The organism is Myxococcus sp. AS-1-15 (assembly GCF_020037055.1).
Taxonomy (GTDB): Bacteria; Myxococcota; Myxococcia; order Myxococcales; family Myxococcaceae; genus Myxococcus; species Myxococcus fulvus.
In genome coordinates, this window is sequence record NZ_JAIQDF010000004.1 from 314,633 (window position 1) to 336,946 (window position 22,314).

At 71.3% G+C, this 22,314-nt stretch carries 18 protein-coding genes; 10 read left to right on the top strand and 8 right to left on the bottom strand.

The features are described 5' to 3' along the window. Positions 1–135: 135 nt before the first annotated feature. The 3 genes from K8625_RS14405 to K8625_RS14415 are packed head-to-tail and all read right to left on the bottom strand — an operon-like array spanning position 136 to position 6,253. Complete coding sequence (locus K8625_RS14405; RefSeq protein ID WP_255665651.1) at positions 136–3,054, bottom strand: ATP-binding protein; 2,919 nt, start codon at positions 3,052–3,054, stop codon at positions 136–138. Then, positions 3,051–3,839 (bottom strand): methyltransferase domain-containing protein, encoded by a 789-nt coding sequence (locus K8625_RS14410; RefSeq protein ID WP_194869298.1) that lies wholly within the window; start codon positions 3,837–3,839, stop codon positions 3,051–3,053. The genes K8625_RS14405 and K8625_RS14410 overlap by 4 nt, the downstream gene beginning before the upstream one ends. Then, on the bottom strand, positions 3,830–6,253 hold the full coding sequence (locus K8625_RS14415; protein ID WP_223746722.1) for a PilZ domain-containing protein: 2,424 nt from the start codon (positions 6,251–6,253) through the stop codon (positions 3,830–3,832). The genes K8625_RS14410 and K8625_RS14415 overlap by 10 nt, the downstream gene beginning before the upstream one ends. 369 nt (positions 6,254–6,622) lie before the next feature. Between K8625_RS14415 and nadA the strand changes: the two genes are divergently transcribed. The 3 genes from nadA to K8625_RS14430 all read left to right on the top strand — a co-directional run bounded on the left by nadA (position 6,623) and on the right by K8625_RS14430 (position 9,052). Continuing rightward, positions 6,623–7,555, top strand: a complete 933-nt coding sequence (gene nadA / locus K8625_RS14420; protein ID WP_046712852.1) for a quinolinate synthase NadA — start codon at positions 6,623–6,625, stop codon at positions 7,553–7,555. Positions 7,556–7,632: 77 nt separating this feature from the next. Continuing rightward, positions 7,633–8,232, top strand: coding sequence for a hypothetical protein (locus tag K8625_RS14425; protein ID WP_046712851.1), 600 nt, complete (start codon positions 7,633–7,635; stop codon positions 8,230–8,232). Between the two features lie 7 nt (positions 8,233–8,239). Then, the gene (locus K8625_RS14430) at positions 8,240–9,052 is read left to right on the top strand and encodes a class I SAM-dependent methyltransferase (protein ID WP_223783044.1); all 813 of its coding nucleotides are present in this window, start codon (positions 8,240–8,242) and stop codon (positions 9,050–9,052) included. Here the strand turns inward: K8625_RS14430 and K8625_RS14435 are convergent. Next, the gene (locus K8625_RS14435; RefSeq protein ID WP_223783045.1) at positions 9,045–9,431 is read right to left on the bottom strand and encodes a metallothionein; all 387 of its coding nucleotides are present in this window, start codon (positions 9,429–9,431) and stop codon (positions 9,045–9,047) included. The two genes, K8625_RS14430 and K8625_RS14435, sit on opposite strands and share 8 nt — an antisense overlap. 202 nt (positions 9,432–9,633) lie before the next feature. Here K8625_RS14435 and K8625_RS14440 point away from each other — a divergent pair, with 202 nt between their 5' ends. Both K8625_RS14440 and K8625_RS14445 read left to right on the top strand, forming a co-directional pair. Continuing rightward, the gene (locus K8625_RS14440) at positions 9,634–11,169 is read left to right on the top strand and encodes a hypothetical protein (RefSeq protein WP_223783046.1); all 1,536 of its coding nucleotides are present in this window, start codon (positions 9,634–9,636) and stop codon (positions 11,167–11,169) included. A gap of 460 nt (positions 11,170–11,629) precedes the next feature. Beyond that, positions 11,630–12,853 (top strand): hypothetical protein, encoded by a 1,224-nt coding sequence (locus K8625_RS14445; protein WP_223746718.1) that lies wholly within the window; start codon positions 11,630–11,632, stop codon positions 12,851–12,853. Positions 12,854–12,875: 22 nt separating this feature from the next. Here the strand turns inward: K8625_RS14445 and K8625_RS14450 are convergent, their stop codons facing one another. The 3 genes from K8625_RS14450 to K8625_RS14460 form a co-directional block, all read right to left on the bottom strand. Then, the gene (locus tag K8625_RS14450; RefSeq protein WP_141332795.1) at positions 12,876–13,682 is read right to left on the bottom strand and encodes a hypothetical protein; all 807 of its coding nucleotides are present in this window, start codon (positions 13,680–13,682) and stop codon (positions 12,876–12,878) included. A gap of 156 nt (positions 13,683–13,838) precedes the next feature. Continuing rightward, positions 13,839–16,577: a serine/threonine-protein kinase gene (locus K8625_RS14455; RefSeq protein WP_223783047.1), complete on the bottom strand. Its 2,739-nt coding sequence runs from the start codon at positions 16,575–16,577 to the stop codon at positions 13,839–13,841. Positions 16,578–16,781: 204 nt separating this feature from the next. After that, a complete protein-coding gene (locus K8625_RS14460) occupies positions 16,782–17,861 on the bottom strand; it encodes a hypothetical protein (protein ID WP_141332796.1) in 1,080 nt (359 codons plus the stop codon). Positions 17,862–18,011: 150 nt separating this feature from the next. Between K8625_RS14460 and K8625_RS14465 the strand changes: the two genes are divergently transcribed. From K8625_RS14465 to K8625_RS14475, 3 genes are read left to right on the top strand one after another with little or no spacing between them, the layout of a single operon-like run. Then, positions 18,012–18,830, top strand: a complete 819-nt coding sequence (locus K8625_RS14465) for a glycerophosphodiester phosphodiesterase (protein ID WP_223783048.1) — start codon at positions 18,012–18,014, stop codon at positions 18,828–18,830. Between the two features lie 11 nt (positions 18,831–18,841). After that, positions 18,842–19,600, top strand: coding sequence for a deoxynucleoside kinase (locus K8625_RS14470; RefSeq protein WP_223783049.1), 759 nt, complete (start codon positions 18,842–18,844; stop codon positions 19,598–19,600). Positions 19,601–19,655: 55 nt separating this feature from the next. Continuing rightward, a complete protein-coding gene (locus K8625_RS14475; protein ID WP_046712842.1) occupies positions 19,656–20,174 on the top strand; it encodes an acyl-CoA thioesterase in 519 nt (172 codons plus the stop codon). 87 nt (positions 20,175–20,261) lie between these two features. On the opposite strand, the gene K8625_RS14480 is transcribed toward K8625_RS14475, so the two are convergent. Next, positions 20,262–20,651, bottom strand: a complete 390-nt coding sequence (locus K8625_RS14480) for an iron-sulfur cluster assembly accessory protein (RefSeq protein ID WP_223746714.1) — start codon at positions 20,649–20,651, stop codon at positions 20,262–20,264. Positions 20,652–20,785: 134 nt separating this feature from the next. On the opposite strand from K8625_RS14480, the gene moeB reads away from it, so the two are divergent. Further along, positions 20,786–21,946 (top strand): molybdopterin-synthase adenylyltransferase MoeB, encoded by a 1,161-nt coding sequence (moeB, locus tag K8625_RS14485; protein WP_223783050.1) that lies wholly within the window; start codon positions 20,786–20,788, stop codon positions 21,944–21,946. An 8-nt stretch (positions 21,947–21,954) separates the two neighbouring features. Further along, positions 21,955–22,287, top strand: a complete 333-nt coding sequence (locus tag K8625_RS14490; RefSeq protein WP_223746712.1) for a rhodanese-like domain-containing protein — start codon at positions 21,955–21,957, stop codon at positions 22,285–22,287. The last annotated feature ends 27 nt before the right edge of the window (positions 22,288–22,314 follow it).

Here is a 22,314-nt window from a genome sequence, read left to right on the forward strand (position 1 = left end):
GAGCACTTGACTGTAGCAGACCCAACGACAGCCGTGCGTGAGTGGACAACGGGGACGGCCGAGAATTCCCCCGCCCCCCGCCCCGCCCTCCGGACGTCACGCCGCGCCGAGTCGAGCCTCCGCCCGTGAAGGGGCTCAGCCCAGCCGGCCCACGCGGGGCTCGGACTGTCCCTCGGCGCCGCCGTTCGACGAGGAGCGCCCCGGCGGACGCAGGGGCAGTCGCACCTCCACCTGGGTGCCCTTGCCCGGCGCGCTGCTCAAGTGGATGCGGCCGCCGTGGCGCACGACGATGCGCCGGCTCAGGGCCAGCCCCAGCCCCGTGCCCTCCCCCGCGGCACGGGTGGAGAAGAAGGGCTGGAACAGCCGCTCCATGTCCTCCTGGCGGATGCCCACGCCGTTGTCGCTGATGGTGACGACGGCCTCGTCCCCCTGGCAGGAGGTGGCCACGCGCACCCGGCCGTGCTCGCCCACCGCGCGCAGCGCGTTGTCCAGCAGGTTGAGCCACACCTGGTTGAGCGAGCCCGGGTCTCCCTGCACCGGCAGCGTGCACTCGTAGGCGCGCTCCACCGTCACGCCCGAAGGCACGCGCCACATGAGCACGCCCAGCGTGGAGTCCAGCAGCGTGTCCAGGGACAGCATCACCGGCGTGTCGGTGGTGCGGGTGAAGGACAGCAGCGACTCGGCGAGGTGGCGGATGCGCTGGCCGCACTCCTCCATCACCTCCACCATGGCGCGGCTCATCTGCGCGTCCGGCGTGTCGGCCACCAGCACCTCTTTCAGCGGCGTCAGCGCGTTCATCAGCCCGTTGAGCGGGTTTCTGACCTCGTGCGCGAAGCCGGAGGTGAGCAGGCCGATGGCCGCCAGCCGCTCGTTCTCCGCGGAGCGGATGGCCGCCTCGCGCAGGCGCAGCTGCGTCTCGATTCGCGCCAGGAGCTCGCGCGGGCTGAAGGGCTTGCCCAGGTAGTCGTTGGCGCCCGTGCCCAGGGCCTCCACCTTCGCGGAGACCTCCTGGCGCGCGGTGAGGAGGATGACGGGGATGTCCACCGTCTGCGGATGCGAGCGCAGGGCCTCGAGCATCTGCAGCCCCGAGAGCACCGGCATCATCACGTCCGACACGATGAGCTCCGGCCGCTCGGCCAGCGCGCGCTGGCGGCCCTCCTCGCCGTTGACGGCCTCCATCACCCGGTAGTGCTGCTTGAGCAGCCCCGCGATGAAGCCGCGAATCTCCGCGTCGTCCTCCACCACCAGGATGCGGGGCGCGTCCGGCCCCGGCCCGGCGTGATCCCTGGCCGGCAGCGCGGAGGCGTTGCGCCCGTTGTCCGGCACGCCCGCGTCCAGCGAGGGGTACGAGCCCGAGATTCGCCGCTCGCGCCGCACCGGCATCTCCGCGCGGCGCCGCTCGCGCAGCTCCTCGCGGATGTGCGCTCTCCCCTTGGGCAGGCGCACGTGGAAGGTGGAGCCCTGGCCCAGCTCGCTCGTCACGTGGATGCCGCCCTCGTGCAGCTCCAGCGTCTCCTTCACCAGCGCCAGGCCGATGCCCGTGCCGCCGAAGCGGCGGGTGCCGCTGTTGTCCGCCTGGGCGAAGCGGTCGAAGATGACCTTCGTGTCCGGGGCGGAGATGCCCTGGCCGGTGTCCACCACGTCCACCCAGACGTCCTTCTCGTCCTCGTGCACGCGCACCGTCACCCCGCCGGCCTGGGTGAACTTCAGCGCGTTGGACAACAGGTTCTGGAAGACGATGTCCATGCGCTCGTGGTCCACCTCCACGGGCGTCACCGTCTGGCCCTCCAGCTTCAGCCACACGCCCTGCCGCTCCGCCATGGCGAGGAACGGGGGCAGCACGGTGCTCAGGAAGGCGTGCAGCTCCAGGGGCTGGTAGCGCAGCCGCGCCTTGCCCGACTCGAGCTGGGCCAGGTCGAGCAGGTTGTTGATGAGGCGCAGCAGGCGCTGCGCGCTGCGCTCCATGGTGGCCACGTGCTGCATGACCACCTCCGGGTTGTTCTCCTCGCCCCGGCGCTCCAGCGACTCGAGCGTCAGCAGGATGAGCGTGAGCGGCGTGCGCAGCTCGTGGCTGACGTTGTCGAAGAACTCGCTCTTGAGCCGGTCCAGCTCCTGCTGGCGCACCAGCGCGTCACCCAGCTTGCCGTTGGCCTCCTTCAGCTCCTGGGTGCGCTCGGCCACGCGGTCCTCGAGGGCCACGTTGGCGCGGAAGATCTCGTCGTAGCGCTGCTGCAGCTCCGACAGCGAGCCCATGATGGCCTGGTTCTGCGAGCGCAGCGCCTCGTCCTTGCCCTTCAGCTCGCGCCGCCCGTCCAGCCAGCCGCCCACCGCGAAGCCCGCCGTGGCGAGCGCCCCCACGCAGAACACCGGGTGGCCCAGCCCCACCGCCGTCGCGGCCAGGCCACACACCGTGCCCAGCACCAGGCCCAGGTGGTGCCCCCACAGCGACGGAGGGTCCGTCCACGTCAGGTGGTAGCGGCACGCGGGCGCGCCGTGCACCTGGCACTCCAGCTCCCGCACCTCCGCGGGCGCCAGCCCCCAGATGGTGGGGAACGACGCGAACTGGCCCATGCGCAGCTCGCAGATGTTGCGGTCCTGCTCGACGATGCTGCTGCGGTACGTCAGGTCCAGCCGCTCGCGCTCCAGCCGCTCCACGGTGAAGTGGCCCACGCGGTTGTAGCTGGGGGAGAACTCAATGGTCTGCCGGTAGCACATGCGCGGCGAGCCGACCGCGCGCAGCATGTAGAAGACGAAGCCGAGCGCCTGGGGCGACGCGGTGAACAACCCCGCCTGCCGCATGAACTGCGGGTCCCCCGACTCCTGCTGGAGCATCGCCGCCACGCGCTCCAGGAAGCGCAGCGAGACGAAGTTCGTCGGCGTGCGCATGTACTCCAGCGGCAGGCCGAAGCCGTGGCGCGCCCAGGCGCGCTGCAGCCGCTCACCGCCATAGCGCTGCTCGAAGTACAAGAGCAGCGTGGAGGTGGCGCGGGTCCCCACCTCGGGCGCGTTGTCGGGCGTCTGCGCATCCTCCCGCTGTGGGGCACTGTCACTCAAGGCCGGGTTCCCTCCGTCACCAGCGTCACCGCATACTTGAGTCCGGCGGGGTCCGCCAACATGGCCAGGAAGTCGCGGCAGTGGGCCTGGTACGGCTCCAGGCCTCCGAAGGCGGGCGCGGCCACCGGGGCCAGCGCGGCGAAGCGCACCTCCCAGTCCCGCATCAGCCGGGCGTCCGCGGCCCCGGCCACCAGGTAGAACGGCAGCAGGTGCACCTTCACGTCCACGAGCCCCGCCTCGCGGAACTCCGAGAAGAGCTTGCGCCCGACGTGCAGATCGAACCCCCTCGTGGCCAGCGCGTCGACGATGCGCTGGGTGCCGTCACGCAGCGCGTCGGAGAAGGGCCAGTTCTGGAAGCCCAGCCCGTCGATGTCCGACACCACCACCTTGCCGCCCGGCCGGGTGACGCGCATCAGCTCCGCGAGCGCCACGGGCCGGTCCGGCAGGTACTCGAAGACGTACTGGCTCCAGACGTAGTCCACCGACGCGTCCGGCAGCCCGGTGCGGCGGATGTCCGCCTGATGGAAGCGCAGCCAGGGACGGTGGGCGTTGCGCAGGGAGGCCTCGCGCAGCCGGTCCTCGTTGAGGTCCACGCCCGTCACGTGGCCGGTGGGGCCGACCAGGTCCGCCATCGTCTCGGAGATGCCGCCGGGGCCGCAGCCCGCGTCGAGCGCGCGCGCCCCGGTGCCAAGCCCCGTGGCGCCCAGGAGGGTCCGCATGTTGTCGGACGCGCCTTCCTGCGCGAGCAGCCGACGTCCCTCTTCCGTGGACTCCATCAAGTACATGAAGGGTCCTCGGGTGACGGCTGGGCGGAGGCGCGGCGCGGGCGGCTGAGCCGCTCGAAGAGCGAGCGCCACAAGTCACACCAGCGGCGGACCATGGAGCGGTGGAAGATCCACTCGCAGAAGCGCCCCTGCCCCACGAAGCCCATCGACGCGAGCAGCGGCGCGTCCTCGTCCGCCACCAGGCCCACCGCCGAGGGCCGGCCCCGCGCGCGGGCGTGGGCGATGCACCGGTGGACCAGGGCCTCCAGCGCCTGCTTCGCCAGCGGATGCGAGCGGTCCGCCACCTCCAGCCAGAAGCCGTTGGTGACCTCGATGTAGCTCAGGCCCGGCGAGGCCTCCTCCACCAGCGCCAGCGCCAGGGGGCCGTGCTCCCCGTCCACCACGAACATGCGCCGGTCCCGGTACAGCCCCGCGGCCGCGAAGCGCGCGCGCATCTGGTCCTCCGCGTCCGGCTCCGCCTGGAGGTCCTCCGCCAGCACGCGGACCACCTCACCCCGGGCGCGCAGGTGCGCCTCCAGCCAGGCGCGGTCCGCCTGCGTCCCCTCGCGCACCGTCAGCGTCGTCGCCGGGGCCTGGGGCGCCAGCTCCAGGGGCAGCCGCATGTAGTGGAAGGCGCGCAGCATGCTGAAGCCGCGGTTCTCCATGACGCGGGCCAGCCACGTGCCCAGCCGGTTGGGCCACCGGTTGTCGCTGCGCCACATGTAGCGCAGGAACTCCACGTCCTCGATGGCCTCGCCCATCTCCACCGCGAGCGCCGTCAGGTCGTTGGCGATCTGCTCGTGCCGGTGGTAGCCGGGCCGCACCGCCAGGTGCTGCACCAGCCACGAGCGCGAGTGCATCCTCAAGCCGCCCACGTGGCCCATGATGGCGCCCGCGTCCGCGTAGAGGATGGAGCGGCCCAGGTCCTTGGCCTCCGCGAGCCGCCGGTGGGTGTGCTCCAGCGCGTCCAGGTAGCCCGCCTCGCCGCCGAAGGGGTAGTCCGGATGGAAGGTGTAGTGGGACTCCTCCATCATCTTCCAGATGTCCGCCAGCTTCTCCTGGCCGCCGTCGCGCGAGGCCCCGCTGCGCGACGCCATGAAGGCGTCATGGATGGCGTCGCGAATCTTCGTCGGCACCTCGAGCAGCCGCACGCCGCAGCGGTACGGACGCAGGCTCCGGTCGAACCGGCTGTCGGTGTTGACCGCGTCCACCGAGCGGACCTCCGCGCGGCACGGCACCTCCGAGCCGTCCGGCAACAGGAGCGACACGTCCAGCTGGGAGCCGGCGGGCAGCACCTCGCAGGACGCGTCGAACGGGAACGCGAAGCCGCGGCCGCTCAGGTCCAGCACCGAGCGGGTGATGCGCTCGCCGTTGATGGGCGCGTGGAAGGTGACGAGGAAGCGGTGGTCGGGCCCCAGCCGGAAGCGCTGCAGGCCGCGGCGGTTCTGCAGCCCCACCGAGCGCGGCACGCTCAGCGCCACGTCGTTGTCGCCCCGGCGCAGCACGCTGGTGGCGCCCGAGTAGCTCTGCCCGCCGACCTCGAAGGAGAGCTGCAGCACGTCCCCCACGTCCGCGGGGAACGCGCCGTCATTGAAGCCGCGCAGCACCGCGCGCCCGTCCTGCAGCTCCACCACGGGCGCGTCCAGGCGGAAGTGCGAGGACGGGGTGTCCAGGTAGTGCAGCCAGATGGGCGTCTCGCGGCGCACCGCCTTGCGCAGGAGCGCCAGGACGATGACCGGGTCCCTCATGCGCGAGGACGGCGCCGTCACCGGCTCGTCCAGGCCCTCGCCCCAGGTGATGCCCAGGCGCAGGTAGGGCTGCTGGGTGGCGTGGACCTGCTGGGCGTGGCGGATGAACGCGCGCGGGACCTGGAGCACCGTCTTGCCGTGGCGCTCGAAGACCAGGTCCTCCAGCGCGGTGCCCTGGATGAACGCGCCGATGGACGCGGTGAGCGGCACGCGCAGCGCGGCGCCGAAGTTGCCCACGTCCAGGCAGCCGGCGGGGTACGTCACGCCGTTGAGCCGGAAGCGCACCGCCAGGGTGCTGGCGGGCGTCACCCGGGCCGAGGAGCGGTGCTGGAGGATGCTGGTGAGCCGGCGGCCCAGCTCCGACACGGTGAGGCTGTCATCCAGCGTATTGAAGACATGCCCTTCGGCCGCGGTCTCCACGAGCTCCTCGAGCCCCTGGCGGTCCGACTGCGAACAGACGAAGACGCGCACGGCCTCGGGCGCGGCCCGGTCGACATGTCTCAAGAAGCGCCGCGCGTTCTCCGGAGGAGCGATGATGAGGGTGGGCGCCGTGGACTCCATGCGCCGCGTGGCTTCCACCTGGGACTCCACCGCGACAACCCGGTGGACGCCCAGGACCTCGGCCAGCGCGGCGCGCCGGCCCTCGTTCGGATGCACAATCAGGACGTCCTGAGTGGGGACACTCATGCTCTCTCCTCGACGGGAAAGGCGTTCAAATGGAGAAGGGGCAGGGCCATTGCCTGCCCACGGCCACGGGTCCGGTGCCGCCCCCTCTCCACCAGCCGATCGCGTGTTCTCGACCCCGAATGTGTGGCTTGTCCAAGCTCGACAGCAAGGCGACTGCTCCCCCGGGCCGACCCGGAGGATTGCGCGCAGTCTACCCTCTCCGCGCCGTCAGGTGATGCGGGCATGCGCCTCGCTTGCACGAAGTGGGACGGTGGCAGAGTCGACCCAGGGAACGCCAGCGCCGGCCATCCGTCCGCCCGGCAGCCAACTTCCGACGATGTGGCCCAACCCCGCCGGGCGAGTTAAGTGTCGACCAGGCAAGGAGGTGCCATGGGCACCGAGGTGGATTACGCGCGGGAAATCGAGGAGCTCAAGCGTTCCATGAACGCTGTGATTCTTGCGCACTACTACCAGGAGAGCGAAGTCCAGGACGTGGCGGACTTCGTCGGGGACAGCCTCGCGTTGGCGCAGGCGGCGGAGCGCACCCAGGCGGACGTCATCGTCTTCTGTGGCGTGCACTTCATGGCGGAGACCGCGAAAATCCTGAATCCCTCGCGGCAGGTGCTGTTGCCGGACCTGAAGGCGGGCTGTTCGCTGTCGGACCGGTGTCCGCCGGCGGCCTTCAAGGTCTTCAAGGAGAAGCATCCGGGCGCCTTCGTGGTGAGCTACGTGAACAGCTCCGCCGCGGTGAAGGCGATGAGCGACGTCATCTGCACGTCCTCCAACGCGGTGAAAATCGTCAACCAGGTCCCCCGCGACCGGCAGATCCTCTTCGCGCCGGACCAGCACCTGGGCCGCCACGTCATGAAGCAGACGGGGCGGGACATGGTGCTGTGGCCGGGCAGCTGCATCGTCCACGAAATCTTCAGCGAAAAGAAGCTGGTGGAGCTGAAGGTCCTCCACCCGGACGCGGAGGTGGTGGCCCATCCGGAGTGCGAGGCGCCGGTGCTGCGGCACGCGGACTTCATCGGCTCGACGAAGGGCATCCTCGACCACGTCATCAAGAGCCCGAAAGAGAAGTTCATCGTCGTGACGGAGGCGGGCATCCTCCATCAGATGAAGAAGGGCGCGCCGCACAAGCACTTCATCCCCGCGCCGCCGGACAACGGCTGCGCGTGCAACGAGTGCCCGTACATGCGGCTCAACACGATGGAGAAGCTCTGGAAGTGCATGAAGGAGCGCACGCCGGAGCTGACGATGCCGGAGGACCTGCGGGAGGCGGCCCGCGCTCCGTTGCAGCTCATGCTGGAGTGGTCCAGATAGAGCGGAATCTGTCGTCACAGCGGACATTTGCCAACTCGCGTCTTGCGCCGGGAAGGCCAGGGTGCAATGGAGCATCCGTGGCCTTCCGATTTCTCGCAGTTCCGTCGCACCGACTGGTGGAGCATCCCCAGTCGCTGCCGGTCGATGAGCGCCTCGAGCCGGACCTGCCGCCGGTCCATGAGGCGGTGGAGCGCGCCCTGTCAGGCGCCGAGTTCCGTGACATGCGCGCGAAGGACCGCCTGCGCGCCCTGCTGCAGGGCGACAAGCCTCCGAAGCTGGGCGCGCCCGAGGCGGGGTTCGGCGCCTCGGCGGTGTTCGCGCAGCCTCCCCAGGATCTGCCGGCGCTCTTGCGTCTGGCGGATGAGCTGGAGGGCCTGGCGCGGCGCGAGGCCGGTGAGCGCGCGCTGGTGTGGAAGTGCGGCGACTGCGGCGCCCGGTACGCGGTGCCGGTGGCGCTGGTGCGCCAGGTGTCCATCCGCTGCGAGCGGTGCGGCACCCCGGTGGAGCTCAACGCCACGCGCAGCCTCGGCGAGGAGTCCCTCATCGACCCCTTCCAGGGCGCGGTGAACGACAGCCGCAGGGAGCTGGCCGCCTTCTTCCGCGAGGCGATGGCGCGGGGCTGGCCGGTGCTCGTGGCCGAGGACCGGCGCGTCACCCCTCCGCCGCCCCAGGCCTGACGTCCGGGTGCGGCACGCGCTCGTCCAGCTCCTTCGATGCCCCCGCTGTCGCAAGGGCGCGCTGCGTCCCGAGGCGCCCGCGCCGGTGTTGCTCTTCGGCCCGCTGCGTTGTCCGGAGTGCCGCACCAGCTACCCGGTGGCCGAGGGCGTCGCGGACCTGGTGCTGGAGCCTCCCGCCTCCGCCGGCCTGCAGCGCGGGCTGGAGAACCGCTGGGTGGCGCGCTCCTACGAGCGCTACGTGCGCCCCACCCTCCAACGCGCGCTCCTGCGTCAGCCGCTCGACGCGGACAGCGAGTACCTGCTCTACCGCAGCCTGCTGGGCACGCCCGACGGCCCGGTGCTGGATCTGGGCTGCGGCACGGGGCTGGTGGCGCGCAGGCTCGCGCGTGAGCCGGGCTTCCCGCCCGTCGCCGGACAGGACGTGAGCCCCGCGATGCTGGAGGAAGGCATGGCGCAGGCGCGCGAGGCGGGCGCGACGGTGGACTTCCTGCGAGCCCAGGCGCCCTACCTCCCCTTCCAGGACGGAGCGCTGGGGGCGGTGTTGATGGTGGACTCGCTCCACTACGTGGAGGACCTGGGCCGGCTGATGCTGGAGGTGGCGCGGGCGCTGCGGCCCGGGGGACGCTGGGTGGCGAGCACGTATGCGCCGCCGGGGTCCGCGTCGGGGCTGCTTCACCGTCGCGCGGGGCTCCACCCCAGGACCGAGGCCACGCTGCGCGCGGCGGCCGGGGCGGCGGGGCTGGTGCGCTTCGAGCGCGTGGAGCTGCCGCCGCTGCTGGTGCTCAAGGCGGAGAGGGCCTCCGCCGAGACGCTCAGATGAAGATGCCGGCGGACGCGTCGGTGCGGCGCGCCTCGTCCAGCTTCAGCTCCGCGGGCTGGCCGCGCAGCGCGTCCATCACCTGCCGCTTGGGCTTGCAGCGGGCGCACTCACACGTGCCCTTCTTGCACGTGCAGTCCGCCTTGCTGCCGCACTGACACTTCGCGGCCATCAGCGAGTCGAGCGCGTCGAGCGGCCGCTCCTGCTCGCCCGTGGCCGGACGGGCCTCGGCGGCCTTCGTGTCCGGGGCGGGCGTCCGGGCCTTCTCGGCCTTGGCTCGCGCGGCCTGGGCGTGGGCCTCGCAGGCGCTCGCCGCTCGGGGCGCGAGCATCAGCAGACCGCTGGCCAGCGCCGCAACCATCATCGTCGCGTTGCGTGTCATGTGCGCGCTCCTCGAGGGGCCCTCGCCCCCCGTGCTCCGGCGCCTATAGCGCAGGCCCCAACGACTGCCAAGGTCGACGGCCATACCTTTGTCTACCTCGCCGCGTCACGTCGAGCGGCTCTGTTGGCTGCTCGCCGGGCAGGGAAGCGGCGCGTACAGTCCTGCCCCTCTCGTGACGAACTCCAACGCTCGCTTTATTCACGTGACGGCCCTGGTGCTCGGCGCCCTGCCCCTGTGGGTGTCCCGCCACCTGCCCATGGTGGACCTGCCGCAGCACCTGTACCTCATCTCGGTGCTCCACCGGCTGGATGACCCGAGCACGCTGTACCCGCAGCTCTTCGAGGCGCGGCACGCCCTGACCCCGTACCTGGGGTACTACTACCTGGTCAGCGCGCTGAACTGGCTGCTGCCGCTGGATTTGGCCAACCGCGTCTTCCTCACCGCCTACGTGGTGGGCCTGCCGCTGAGCCTGGGCTTCCTGCTGCGCTCGCTGGGCAGGCCCACGTGGCCGTCGCTGCTCGCGCTGCCCTTCGCGTACGGAGACAGCTTCGGCTGGGGCTTCATCAACTACTGCGCCGCGCTGCCGCTGACGTTGCTGTGCTGTGGCTTCTTCGTGCGCGCGCTGGAGGACGCGCCCCGGCGCAGACGCTGGGCGGCGTGGCTGGCCGGGTGCCTGGTCGCGGTGCTGCTGTTCCATGTGCAGGCCTTCGGGTTCCTCGCCTTCGGGCTGCCCTGGCTGCTCGTCACCACGGCGGTGCCGGAGGACGCCACGGCGCGGGGACTCGTCGCGAGGCTGAAGCCCCGGGTGCCGGCGCTCCTGGGCGTGGTGCCCGGGGTCGCGCTGTTCCTCGGCTGGGTGGTGCTGCGCTTCGGTGAGCCGCCCGACATCCAGCCGGGGGCGCCGTGGAAGGCGTGGGGGCCGACGTTCTCGCCGCAGAACCTGGGGTGGAAGAGCTTCGCGCAGAACCGCGCGGAGCTGTTCGACGTGCTCGCCAACACCCTGCGGGATGGCTCGGACCGGTGGGCGATGTACGCGGTGGGCGCGGTGGCGCTGGCGGGTTGGGTGGCGGGGCTGGTGCGGCCGGAGGCTGGGAGCTCTCGGGGCTGGGTGACGCGCTCGCGGCTGCTGGGGTTGGGCGGGCTGGCGCTGGCCCTCTACTTCCTGCTGCCGTTCGACATCCGGGGATACGTCTACTACCTGAACACGCGCTATGCGCACCTGGCGGCCGCGCTGCTGGTGGCCACCGCGCCGGCGACGGTGGCGTCGTGGCGGGTGCCGCTGCGATGGGCCGCGGGGGCGTGCGCGCTGGTGCTGGCCGTCACGCTGGGCCGGGGCTTCCGCGCGTTCTCACGCGAGGCGGCGGAGTGGGAGGGGCTGGTGTCGGCGACGGCGTCGAAGCCCCGGGTCATGGGGCTCGTCTACGACCCGGGCTCGCGCGTGGTCCGCTTTCCGGTGTTCATCCACTCGGCGGCGGTGCTCGCGCGTGAGCGCGGGGGTGTGCCCAACTTCACGTTCGCGTCCACGCCGCACTCGCCGCTGAAGTATCGCGGCGAGGTGCCGCCCACCTTCCCTTCCGAGTGGCGGCCCCAGGACGTGGATTGGGACAGGCAGGGCGCCTGGTACGACACCTTCGTGGTGCGCGGCGCCCACCCGTCCCAGGTGTTCGGCGCGAGGCTCCAGTCGGAGTTCGCCATCGTCGGGCAGTCGGGCCGCAGCTGGCTGGTGCGCAGGCGCTGAGCGCGGGGTCCGAGGTGTTCGGCGCGAGGCTCCAGGTGAGGCGCGCCACCACCAGGTCGCGGCCCACAGGTGCGCTGGCGCGAAGCGCGGATTTCGAGTTGGTTGGCAGAGGGCTCCGCCTCGTGCTCACGCGCATCAGCTCGACGGGCCGCAGTCGGCGGGTGCGCAGATGCTGAGCATGGCTTCCCAGGTGGGTGGCAGAAGGCTCCGCCTGGCGCTCACGCGCATCAGCTCGACGGGCCGCAGTCGGCGGGTGCGCAGATGCTGAGCACGCCTTCCGAGGCGTTCAGAGCAAGGCTCCGCTCGACGCTCACCGACGTCGGCCCGGCGTCGGGCGTCGACACCACCACGACACTCGCACCCGAGCGCCGCGTCCCGCGCCGTCCCGAGTGTGGGCCAGTGGTCGCGCGCCCCGCACGGGCGATGCCCCGAGACACACGGCGCGCGGTACAAGGCCCCCATGAAATCCCCCGCCTCGGACCCTCGCTCCCTGCTGGACGCACTTCGCGCCGGCACCGCCCTGCCGGACCTCCCCGCCGACAAGGTGGAGGCCGCCCGCGCCCTCGCGCGCGAGGGCCACGTCGCCACGCCCGCCGAGGTGGAGGCCCTGCCCGAGCCCCTCGCCGCCGCCCTCCTCGAAGCCTCCGTGCTCGCAGGCCAGCCCGCGCTCGCGGAAGCCCTGTCCGCCTCCTCGGTGAAGCCGCTGGCCAAGCTCGCCAAGAAGGCCCTGTACCGCCTGCGCTCGCGCGGTGTCGCGGTGGCCGAGGCCCCGCGCGCCGCCCCCACCGAGTCCCCCACCCCCGCTCCCGCGAGCGACGCCCTCCCCGCCCTCGCCAGCATCATCACCGGCCGGGGCGAGCGGGCCCTCGTCCTGGGCCGCGCCATTCGCGGCGGCGGCATCGAGGTGGTGCAAGCCCTGCTCACCGACGAGCACGGCGTCATCCAGCTCCAGTTGGGCGAGAAGGGCCGGGGCGCGTGGCGCCGCGTCATCAAGGAGGGCCTGGAGCAGGGGGGCACCATGGAGCTGCCCGTGGATGAGGCCGCCGCCCTGCTCGCCGAGGCCGCCGGACTCAACCTGCGCACCCACACCCCGTTCCCCGAAGGCCTGGACGTCGCCTTGCGCCACTTCGGCGTCCAGCCGCAGCTCGAGCCCACCACCCTCCCCGCTCCCGAGCCCGACGATGTCCGCCGCTCGCGCGAGGGCGACCTCCTGCACGAGACGGCCGAGATGGCCGCGTGGCTTCCGCCCGAGCCCGTGGTGAAGCGCCTGCTGGCGAAGCTGGACGAAGTCGTCGTCAGCCCCCTGGCCCTCAGCGACGTGCAGCGACAGGACCAGCTCCAGTCCGCCGTGGCCTCCGTGGCGCGGGACTTCTTCTCCCCGGACATGGCCCGGCGCTACGCCCTGCGACTGTGGAGGATGGCGGACTTCTTCGAGCGCACCGAGCGGACCCGGGAGGCCGACGTGGCCCGGGGAGAGGCGCGGCGCCTGTTCCACGGCGCCGACCAGCCCTTCTCCCGCTTCGCCGAGCGCCTCTTCGAGAAGGTCGTCGGCCTGGTGGCGGCCGCGGGAGCCCGCGCCGAGACCGCCACCCAGCGAGCCCCCGGAGCCCGGGAGCCCACCGCGTCCGCCGAGGCCGCCCCCTCTCAGGAGCGGCGCAGTCCAGGCGGACTCATCCTCCCCTGAAGCCCCGGGGAGGCCCCGCGCCTCACTCCGGTGAGACGCGGGCGCGCAGCAGCAGGTCCAGGTTCTCCTGCTCCCAGGCCTGGGCCCGCGAGTAGTCGTGGAAGCGCTTCTCGTGCTCCATGAGCTCGGGCGGATGGATGCACCGCCGCCCGTCCTCACCCCGCCGGGTCCGGTAGATGTGGTGGAGCATCTCGTGGAAGACGATCCACTCCACGAAGTAGCGGGGCACCACCGGCTGGTCCAACGCCGGGTGGATGCGGATGACCTTCGAGTCCGCCGAGTAGGAGCCCATCTTGATGCTCTTGCGCGGCCCCTTCACCCGGGGCGCCGGCCCGTAGGTGATGGCCGCGTCGATGCGCCGGCCGAAGTACCGCTCGTTGAGCCGGTCGAAGATGCGCTCCAGATCGTGCGTCCGCCCCGTCGGCTCCAGCCGGATGCGCTTGCGCATCTGCGCCGGGGACAGCCGCCGGATGTAGCTGCGGTTGCGCTCGATGTAGCGGTCCAACAACGCGCTCGCCTCCGGGTCCCCCTTGCGCACGAAGCTGGCGAGCGCCTGCACCACGTCGTCGGGCGCCGCCAGGAACATGTGGTGCAGCCGAAGCCGCCACATCGCTCGCTGACGTTGGAAGGTCAGCATCGTGTGCGTGTTGTCGTGGACCTCCACCGCCACCTTCGCGCGCAGACGCGTGCGGAGGCGGCGTTCGAGCACGCGTCTCCAGACCTTCAAGAGCCGGTTCGGTTCCGGCGCGACAGGAAGCTGTCGCACTACCCGCCCGGCCGTGTAACTCCTCTTCGTCACGATGTTTTTCTGCTTCTTGAGGCGCGCCATGGAGCGCCGGATTCTACGGCCCCGTCTGACATGCGCAATGCGCTCGCCAAGCGGAAAACCTAGGAAATCCAACGACTTAATGGCACTCAAGCCCACCCGGTCCCACTTGTCCGCTCCTGGGGGAGGCCCGCCCATACGGGCAAATGCCCGTCCCGACTAGCGACGCGGTTTGCAGGGCACCGGGAGGACGAGCGGACCCGGGTTCGCCTGCTCGATGAGGTAGGATTTCGTCCCCCGTCCGGTCCTCCGGCCGGGGCAGTCAAAATCGACCCGGAGTGGGCCGGGGGGCAGGCTGACGAGCCGATTGACGGGCAGCCGCTCGCCCCCCTCCTGGCGCAGGACCGTCTTCGGGGGCCCCTCGAAGCGGACCTCCACCAGCGAAGGCGGTGCGGGCTCGACCTTCGCGGGGAGCTCGGGCGCGGCGGCGACGCCCGGTGTCGGGGCCGGCGCCTCGGGCGTCGAGGGCGCGGGGGCGATGCCCGCGGCGGGATGCGCGGTGACCACCGGGGCGGCGGCTACGGGCGGCGGATTCGCGGAGCGCACCGGCACCGTGACGGCCGACGGCTTCTCCTCGAGCGCCTTGTGGGAGAGGTCCCGCGGCGGGATGGACAGGGGCGTGGGGCCCTTGAGCCGGGTGTAGAGGCCCCAGCACACCAGGCTCAGCAGCACCAGCACCAGCAGCCCACCGACGACGACCAGCACCAGTCCTCGCGAGCCGGTGCGCGCGGGGGTCGCGCTCGTGTCGGAGTAGTCGTAGCCGCCGCCGTACCCCATGGTGGACTCGTCGTCCTCGCCATCGCGCAGCGAGGCCGTGGGGCTGGTGAGCGCGCCCGACATGCTGGAGTCGGTGTGGAAGTGGTCGTCGTCGTCCCCCACGGCCACGGCCGAGGCGCGCGCCGCGGGCATCAGCGGCCGGGAGGCGGCGCGGTGGCTCACCGTCGCCGGGGTGATGGACACCGACGGCTCCAGCTCCACCGAGGACATGCGCCGCATGGGCGTCGTCAGCGACACCGACTCGGACGTCTCCACGTCCACGGAGGACATGCGCCGCATGGGCGTCGTCAGCGACACCGACTGCGAGGCCTCTTCGTCCAGGGGCGACAAGCGCCGCATGGGCGTGGTGAGCGACACCGAGGCCTCCGCGTCCACCACCGACTGACGGCGGATGGGCATCGTCATGTCGCCGGGGCCGTCATCCAGGTCCCGCGGAACCGGCGTGGGCGAGCGGCGCGGCGGCGCGGCCACGGGCGGGGAGGACAGGCGACGCGCGCGCGCGTCCGTGGGCGTGCGGGGGACGGGCCCTTCCGCGAGCGCCGCCGCGCGCGGCGAGGGAGGAGGCTCCAGCGGCGCGACGGCGCGAGGCGGCGGCTCCACCGGCAGCGGCCCCGACGCCGCGCGCCTGGCGGGCGTGGGCGGCGCGGTGAGCGGCTCCGGGGTGATGGGGCCTCGCTGCGCGGAGGACACCTCCGAGTGCGTGCTGGAGCGCCGCGCGGGAGGAGGCGGCGTGCGGCCCCGGCTGCGCTGGGGAATGGTGGACTCGCCGTCACCGGCGTCCTCGTCCTCCTCGTCCCGGAGCTGCGACAGCACCGAGTACCCCGTGGGCGCCGTGCGCACGGCGGTGGACATCTCCGAGTCCACGTCCTCGTCCACGGGAGGCGCGCTCCGGGCGCCGCTCGGCAGCTCGCGCGGGCGCGCCATCTGCGTGGCCGGCTCGGGCTCGTCCCGGTAGCTGGCGGCGGGCAGCCCGTCCGCGGAGTTGCGACGCGGCGTGGGGCGCGCGGTGAGCCCAGGCGCGGAAGCAGGCGCCGGCTCCGCCATGGGCGTGGTGGAGGACAGCGTGGGCCCGGTGACCTCCAGCGGCGGCAGGCGCTGGGGCATGGACGAATCCAGCACCCGGTTGCCCGCCATGGGCACGGTGGCGTTCATGCGGCCCGCGGGCTTGGACACCGGGATGTGGAGGATGGTGCGCTCCTCCTCCTCGCCCATCAGCCGCGCGATGTAGTCGGCCACGTCCAGGCTCTGCTGCAGCGAGCCCGACGCGAGGAACGCCTCCAGCTCCGCGTGCACCACCGACGCGCGCGGGTAGCGCTGGTTGCGGTCCTTCGTCAGGCACCGCATGACGATGCGCGACAGCTCCAGCGGATAGTCCGGGCGCAAGAGGTGCGGCGGCGTCGGGTCCTCGAAGCGGATGGCGTAGAGGATTCCCTCCGTCGTCGGCTTGGAGAAGGGCTGCTTGCCGGTGGTGATTTCGTACAGCATGGTCCCCAGCGCGAAGATGTCCGCGCGGTGATCCAACCGCTCCTGCGACACCTGCTCCGGCGCCAGGTAGAGGAACTTGCCCTTGATGACGCCCGGCTTGCTGCGCTCCATGAACGCGCCGGCCTTGGCGATGCCGAAGTCGACCAGCTTGACGCGCCCGTCGTAGCCGATCATCACGTTCTGCGGGCTGACGTCCCGGTGGATGAGCTCCAGCGGGCGGCCGTCCACGCCCCGGCTCTGGTGCGCGTAGTCCAGCCCCGACGCCACCAGCGAGCAGATGCGCGCCGCCACGCCGCACGGCACCGTCGCCCCGAACTTGAACTCCTCCAGCACCACGTGGCGGAGGTCCACGCCCTCCACGAACTCCATGGCGATGAAGATGTTGTCGCCCTCCTTCCCCAGCTCGTGCACCTGCACGATGTTGGGGTGGTGCAACTGGGCGGCGATGCGCGCCTCGTCCAGGAACATCTGGACGAACTCCGGCTCCTCCGACAGGTACGGGAGGATGCGCTTGAGGACCACGAGCTCCGGATCCGGCGGACGCTGCGCCAGGAACAGCTCCGCCATCCCACCCACGGCGAGCCGCTTGATCAGCAGGTACTTTCCGAACGGGATGGCCGTCTGGGGCGAGCTCACGGAGGGAACGAGGCGTCTGACAGGGTGGGACAGGTTGGACTTTTCCCGAGCTTACCCACAATCAAAGGGTTGGGGGAGCCGGGGGCCCACATCGACCGGTAGCGGACACCGTCCTGGGGCGCCCGTCCAAAAAGAAGCCGCCCCTCCCGGCACGGGCGAGGGGCGGCGACTGCGCGGATCATCCCCGGGGGGATGGGCCTGGAACTACGGCGCCGCGACGGTGCCGACCATGTCCGGGTCGCAGTTCATCGGGTACAGCACGTAGGTGAACTTGTTCTCCGTGCCGGGGATGACGCCGTCGCCGTAGTCGTTGCACGTGAAGCGGGTGCCGGCGTCGGTGGTGGTCGTGCCGCCGTCCACGCACGGGGTGTTGGTGAAGGTCTCCCAGACGCCGCGGATGCCGTTGGGGAACGTCACCGTGCCGCCGTCATCCGCGGACACGCGCAGGTCGCAGGTCTGGTAGGTCTTGTAGTTCGCCACCAGCACGCCGCCGGTCACCTCGAAGCCCAGGTAGTTGTCGTTCGTCGGATCATCCGGGTACTGACGGAAGGCCGGGGGACGGGCGTTGGTGATGGTGATGGGGCCCGGGATGTGGACGCGCGAGCCGGCGTACTCGGGGTTGGGCTGGGCGGTGCCGCCCTCGGCGTTGCCGAAGTTCGCGGGCGCCTCGTTGTCCGCCAGCACCTGGCCGGAGCCGCGCTTGTTGAAGGCGATCTTCCCGGTCGCGCCACTCACGTTGAGGCGGAAGTCGTTCTTGATGACCGGACGGTACGCGTCACGGCCGGCGGGCACGTTGTCGTCCCCGTCCGGGAGGAACTCACGGTACAGGCCCGTGATGTCCAGCACGTCGCCGACCACGGGCTCGTACTTGCCCGCGACGGTGGTCTCGTGGTCGGTGTAGTACTTGTCGACGTAGATGCCCTCCTTCGGGAAGCACGGGCTCACCACCCAGAAGCGGGCGATGATGTCACCGGAGCTGCCCTTCTGGATGTTGCTCACCGCCGTCACCACCACGTTGTTCAGCGAGACCCGGTCGCCACGCTCCGCGGTGGTGCGCAGCACGCCGATGGGGCCCATGCCATTGACCGGGGCCGGACACGAGGACGGGCCCGCGTCAGGAGGGCCCGCGTCAGGGGGGCCCGCGTCGCCACATGCCCCCGTGCAGCCAGGACCGGAGTCGGGCGTACCGTTGTCGTCATCGTCACGACCAGAGCAGCCCGCCACGGAGGCCAGTACAGCCGTGGCGACCAGCGCCGCCGCGCCAAGCGTCTTGCGCAGTTGCATTTCTCGTTTCTCCATTCTTGTCGCGGCGCCAGGGGTTGATGTCGACGCCGGTCGGTCCGAGGATGTCGGCCTTATACCGGCGCCCGGAGGGGGCCGGCAAGGAACCCCCTCCCCCGCAGGTGACACCCGCGTGAAATCAGGGAACAACCCATGAGAGCCCCGCCCGCTTTTCTCCGAGGACTGCGGCCCACGCTGCACATCTCGCACCGCGGCGGCGCGCTGCTCGCGCCCGAGAACACGTTGGAAGCCTTCCGTCAGGCCGTGGAACGGTTCCGCACGGACATGCTGGAATTGGATGTGCACGTGACGCGCGACGGCGAAATCGTCGTGGCGCATGACGACACATTGCAGCGCTGCACGGATGGCATCGGACAACTGGCCGCGCTCTCGCTCTCCGAGCTGAAGCGATTGGACGCGGGGTATGGCTTTACCCCGGATGAAGGCCAGACGTTCCCGTTCCGGGGTCGGGGCGTGCGCATCCCCACACTCAGAGAGGTGCTGCGGGCCTTCCCGGGCCTGCGCCTCAACGTGGAGCTCAAGCCGGACGTGCCCGGGCAGGAGGAGCTGCTCGCCCGGTTGCTCGAGGACGAGGGCGCCGTGGACCGCGTCTGCCTGGGCAGCGAGCAGGACGCCGTGGGGGAGCGGCTCGCGGCGCGGCTGCCGGACGCGTGTCACTTCTATCCGCGTGAAGCGCTGGCCGCGCTGGTCATCGGGATGCGGAGCGGCGAGCCGCCGCCGGAGGACCCGCGCTACACGGTGCTCGACATGCCGCTGTACTTCGGCGAGGTGCGGCTGGTGGACGCGCAATTCCTGCGCGAGTGCGCCGAGCGCGGCAAGTGGGTCAACGTCTGGACGGTGGACGATGCGGCGGAGATGACCCGCCTCATCGAAGAAGGGGTCGGCGGCATCATGACCGACCGGCCGGACCTGCTGAGGCAGCGAATGGACGCCACCACCAAGCCGGGTTAAGCCCCGGTTCCATGCCTCGTTCCAGCTCGCGCCCGTCCCCCTCCCCGGCCGCTGCCCCGAAGCCCTCCGCCCCCCCCGCCGAGACGTCCGCGCCGCGCGCGCGCAACGCGGTGAAGACGGCGGCGAAGACGAAGGTGAAGGCGCCCAAGGGGCGGCGCTTCGTGGCGCTCGCGGGCAACATCGGCGCGGGCAAGACGACGGCGGCGAAGATGCTCAGCCAGAGCTTCGGCTACGAGCTGTTCGACGAGCCCGTCATCGACAACCGCTTCCTGCGTGACTACTACGCGGACATGTCGCGCTGGTCCTTCACGCTCCAGCTCGAGTTCCTCATCCGCCGCGTGGAGCACCACGAGCTCATCCACTCGTACCGCCGCAGCTGCGTGCAGGACCGCACGCTGTACGAGGACCCCGAAATCTTCGCCAAGTACCTGCACGGCCTGGGGCACATGACGAACGCGGAGCTGGACCTGTACTACGAGTACTTCCAGCGGCTGTCGCGCCACATCATCCGCCCGGACAAGGTCATCTGCTTCGAGGTGGGCAGCGTGGACGTGCTGCTCGAGCGCATCCGCACCCGGGGCCGCGAGGAGGAGAAGGGCATCCGTCCGCAGTTCCTGCGAGGGCTCAACGGCTACTACGCCTCCTTCCCCCAGGTGCTGCAGGAGAAGTACGGCGTGGAGACCCTGGTGATGGATGTCTCACGCCAGGACATCCGCAAGGGCCGCGGGCGCGAGGAGTTCCTGGACCGCATCTCCACCTTCCTGGCATGAGACGCGGCGGGGCCTTCGTCATGGGCCCGTCGTCTCTGTCTGGAAGGTGTGAGTGATGTCGGATTTGACGCCCAAGCGAGCCAAGGACACCGAGGTGGTGATGACACAGCTCATCCTGCCTCCTGACGCCAACAACCTGAACGCCGCGTTCGGCGGGAAGGTGATGGAGTGGATCGACATCTGCGGCGCGGTGGCCGCCCAGCGCCACTGCCGGCAGGTGGTGGTGACGGCCTCCATGGATGACCTGCACTTCCACGCGCCCATCAAGGTGGGCTGGGTGGCGCTGCTGCACTCGCGCGTGCTGGCCGCCTTCCGCACGTCCATGGAGGTGGGCGTCACGGTGCACGCGGAGAACCCGCTCACCGGCGAGCGCACGCTCACCACCAGCGCGCTGCTCACCTTCGTGGCCATCGACAAGGACGGCAAGCGCGTCCCCGTGCCGCCGCTCCTGATGGAGTCGGACACGGAGAAGGAGGCCTTCCGCGAGGCCGAGGCCCGCCGCGCGCAGCGGCTCGCGCGTCAGAAGGAGAACCAGTCCTGGTTGAAGGTGATGCAGCCCATCGCCGGGGCCTGAGGGCCCGCTCGGCGAAGCGGCGGACTCGACGAGGGCGGCGGTGCTGCCACCGCCCTCGCCGTGAGGACGTCGAGCAACGGATGCGGCTCAGGTCGTGAACGACGTGCCGCAGCCGCAGGAGGACTTCGCGTTCGGGTTGTTGAACTTGAAGCCCGCGCCCGTGATCGCGGAGACGTAGTCGATCTCCGTGCCGGCCAGGTACTGGCTGCTCATGCCGTCGGTGGCGAGCTTCACGCCGTCCTGCTCCCAGACGCTGTCGCCGGCCTTGGTCTCCTTGACCAGGTTCAGGTCGTAGCCCAGGCCGCTGCAGCCGGCGGGGACGACGCGGATGGAGAAGAAGTAGCCCTCGAAGCCCTGGGCCTTGATGACCTCCTTCACCTGCCGGACGGCGGCCTCCGTCAAACGCACCGCCGTCGGGGGCGCGGACTGGGGGGCCGTCGAGGTGGCGGAAGCGGGGGTCGTGGTCGTCGTATCCATGTCGGAAAAATCTCCTCTCGAACCGACCTTTATAACGCCCGGGGCCGGAAAATCCATGGGAGCGGCCGCTCGTCCGCCCCGGGACACTTCATCCCGCACGGGCCCGCCCCCGGGCCTCGGGTTATACCGGCCCCATGGCGCCCACCTTCCGAGAGCTGCTGGCCGGAGTGAAACAGGAGATTCGCGAAGTCACCGTGGACGAGGTGAAGCGCCTCCTGGACGCCCGGGCCCCGGTGAAGCTCGTGGACGTGAGGGAGGCGGACGAGTACGCGGGCGGCCGGCTGCCGGGCGCGGTGCACATCCCCCGGGGCTACCTGGAGCTGCGCATCGAGGAGCGCGCGGGCCGGGACGAGGACCTCATCGTCTACTGCGCGGGCGGCACCCGCTCGGCGCTGGCGGTGAGGACGCTCAAGGAGCTGGGCTACACGCGCGTGGCGTCGCTCGCGGGCGGCTACAACCGCTGGAGCGACGCGGCCCTGCCCGTGGAGAAGCCCTTCGTGCTCTCAGCTGAACAGAAGGAGCGCTACCGCCGCCACCTCATCCTCCCGGAGGTGGGCGAGGAGGGTCAGGCGCGCCTCTTGAAGTCCCGGGTGCTGCTGATGGGGGCGGGGGGCCTGGGCTCCCCGGCGGCGCTGTACCTGGCGGCCGCGGGCGTGGGGACCCTGGGCATCGTCGACTCGGACGTGGTGGACCTGAGCAACCTGCAGCGGCAGGTGCTGCACACCCAGGAGCGCCGGGGCCAGCCCAAGGTGGTCAGCGCCCGCGCCGCGATTGAAGCCCTCAACCCGGACGTGAAGGTGGTGCCCTTCCAGGAGCGCCTGACGTCGCAGAACGTGCTGCGCGTGCTGGACGGCTTCGACCTGGTCCTCGACGGCGGCGACAACTTCCCCACCCGCTACCTGCTCAACGACGCGTGCCTCATGCGCGGGCTGCCCAACATCCACGGCTCGGTGTTCCGCTTCGAGGGCCAGGTGACGACCTTCGTGCCGGGACAGGGCCCCTGCTACCGCTGCCTCTACCCCGCCCCGCCGCCGCCGGAGCTCGCGCCCTCGTGCGCGGAGGCGGGCGTGCTCGGCGTGTTGCCGGGCCTCATCGGCCTGCTCCAGGCCAACGAGGCCCTCAAGCTCATCCTCGGGAAGGGAGAGCCGCTCGTCGGCCGGCTGCTGACGTTCGACGCGCTGGGCACCCGCTTCCAGGAGCTCAAGCTGCGCCGCGACGCGCAGTGCCCCGTGTGCTCGCCCGGCGCGAAGGTGGAGCTCATCGACTACGAGCGCTTCTGCGCCACCGCCCACTGACACCCGCCATGCCCATCCCCGAAATCACCCCCGCCCGTCTCGCCCAGCTCCTCGAAGGCCCTGTCGAGACCCGCCCCGCCCTGCTGGACGTGCGCTTCCCGCATGAGCACGAGTACGTGGCGCTCCCCGACTCCGTGCTCATCCCGCTGCCGGAGCTGGACGAGCGCGCCGATGAGCTGGAGGCGCTGCGAGGCCGCCCCGTCGTCGTCTACTGCCACCACGGCGTGCGCAGCCTGGATGGCGCCGCGTACCTGCTGTCACGGGGACTGGAGGCGGTGTCGCTGCGCGGGGGCATCGACCTGTACTCGCTCCAGGTCGACCCTTCCCTGCCGCGCTACTGAAGTCCGGGGGCGCCCGCGAGCGAGCCG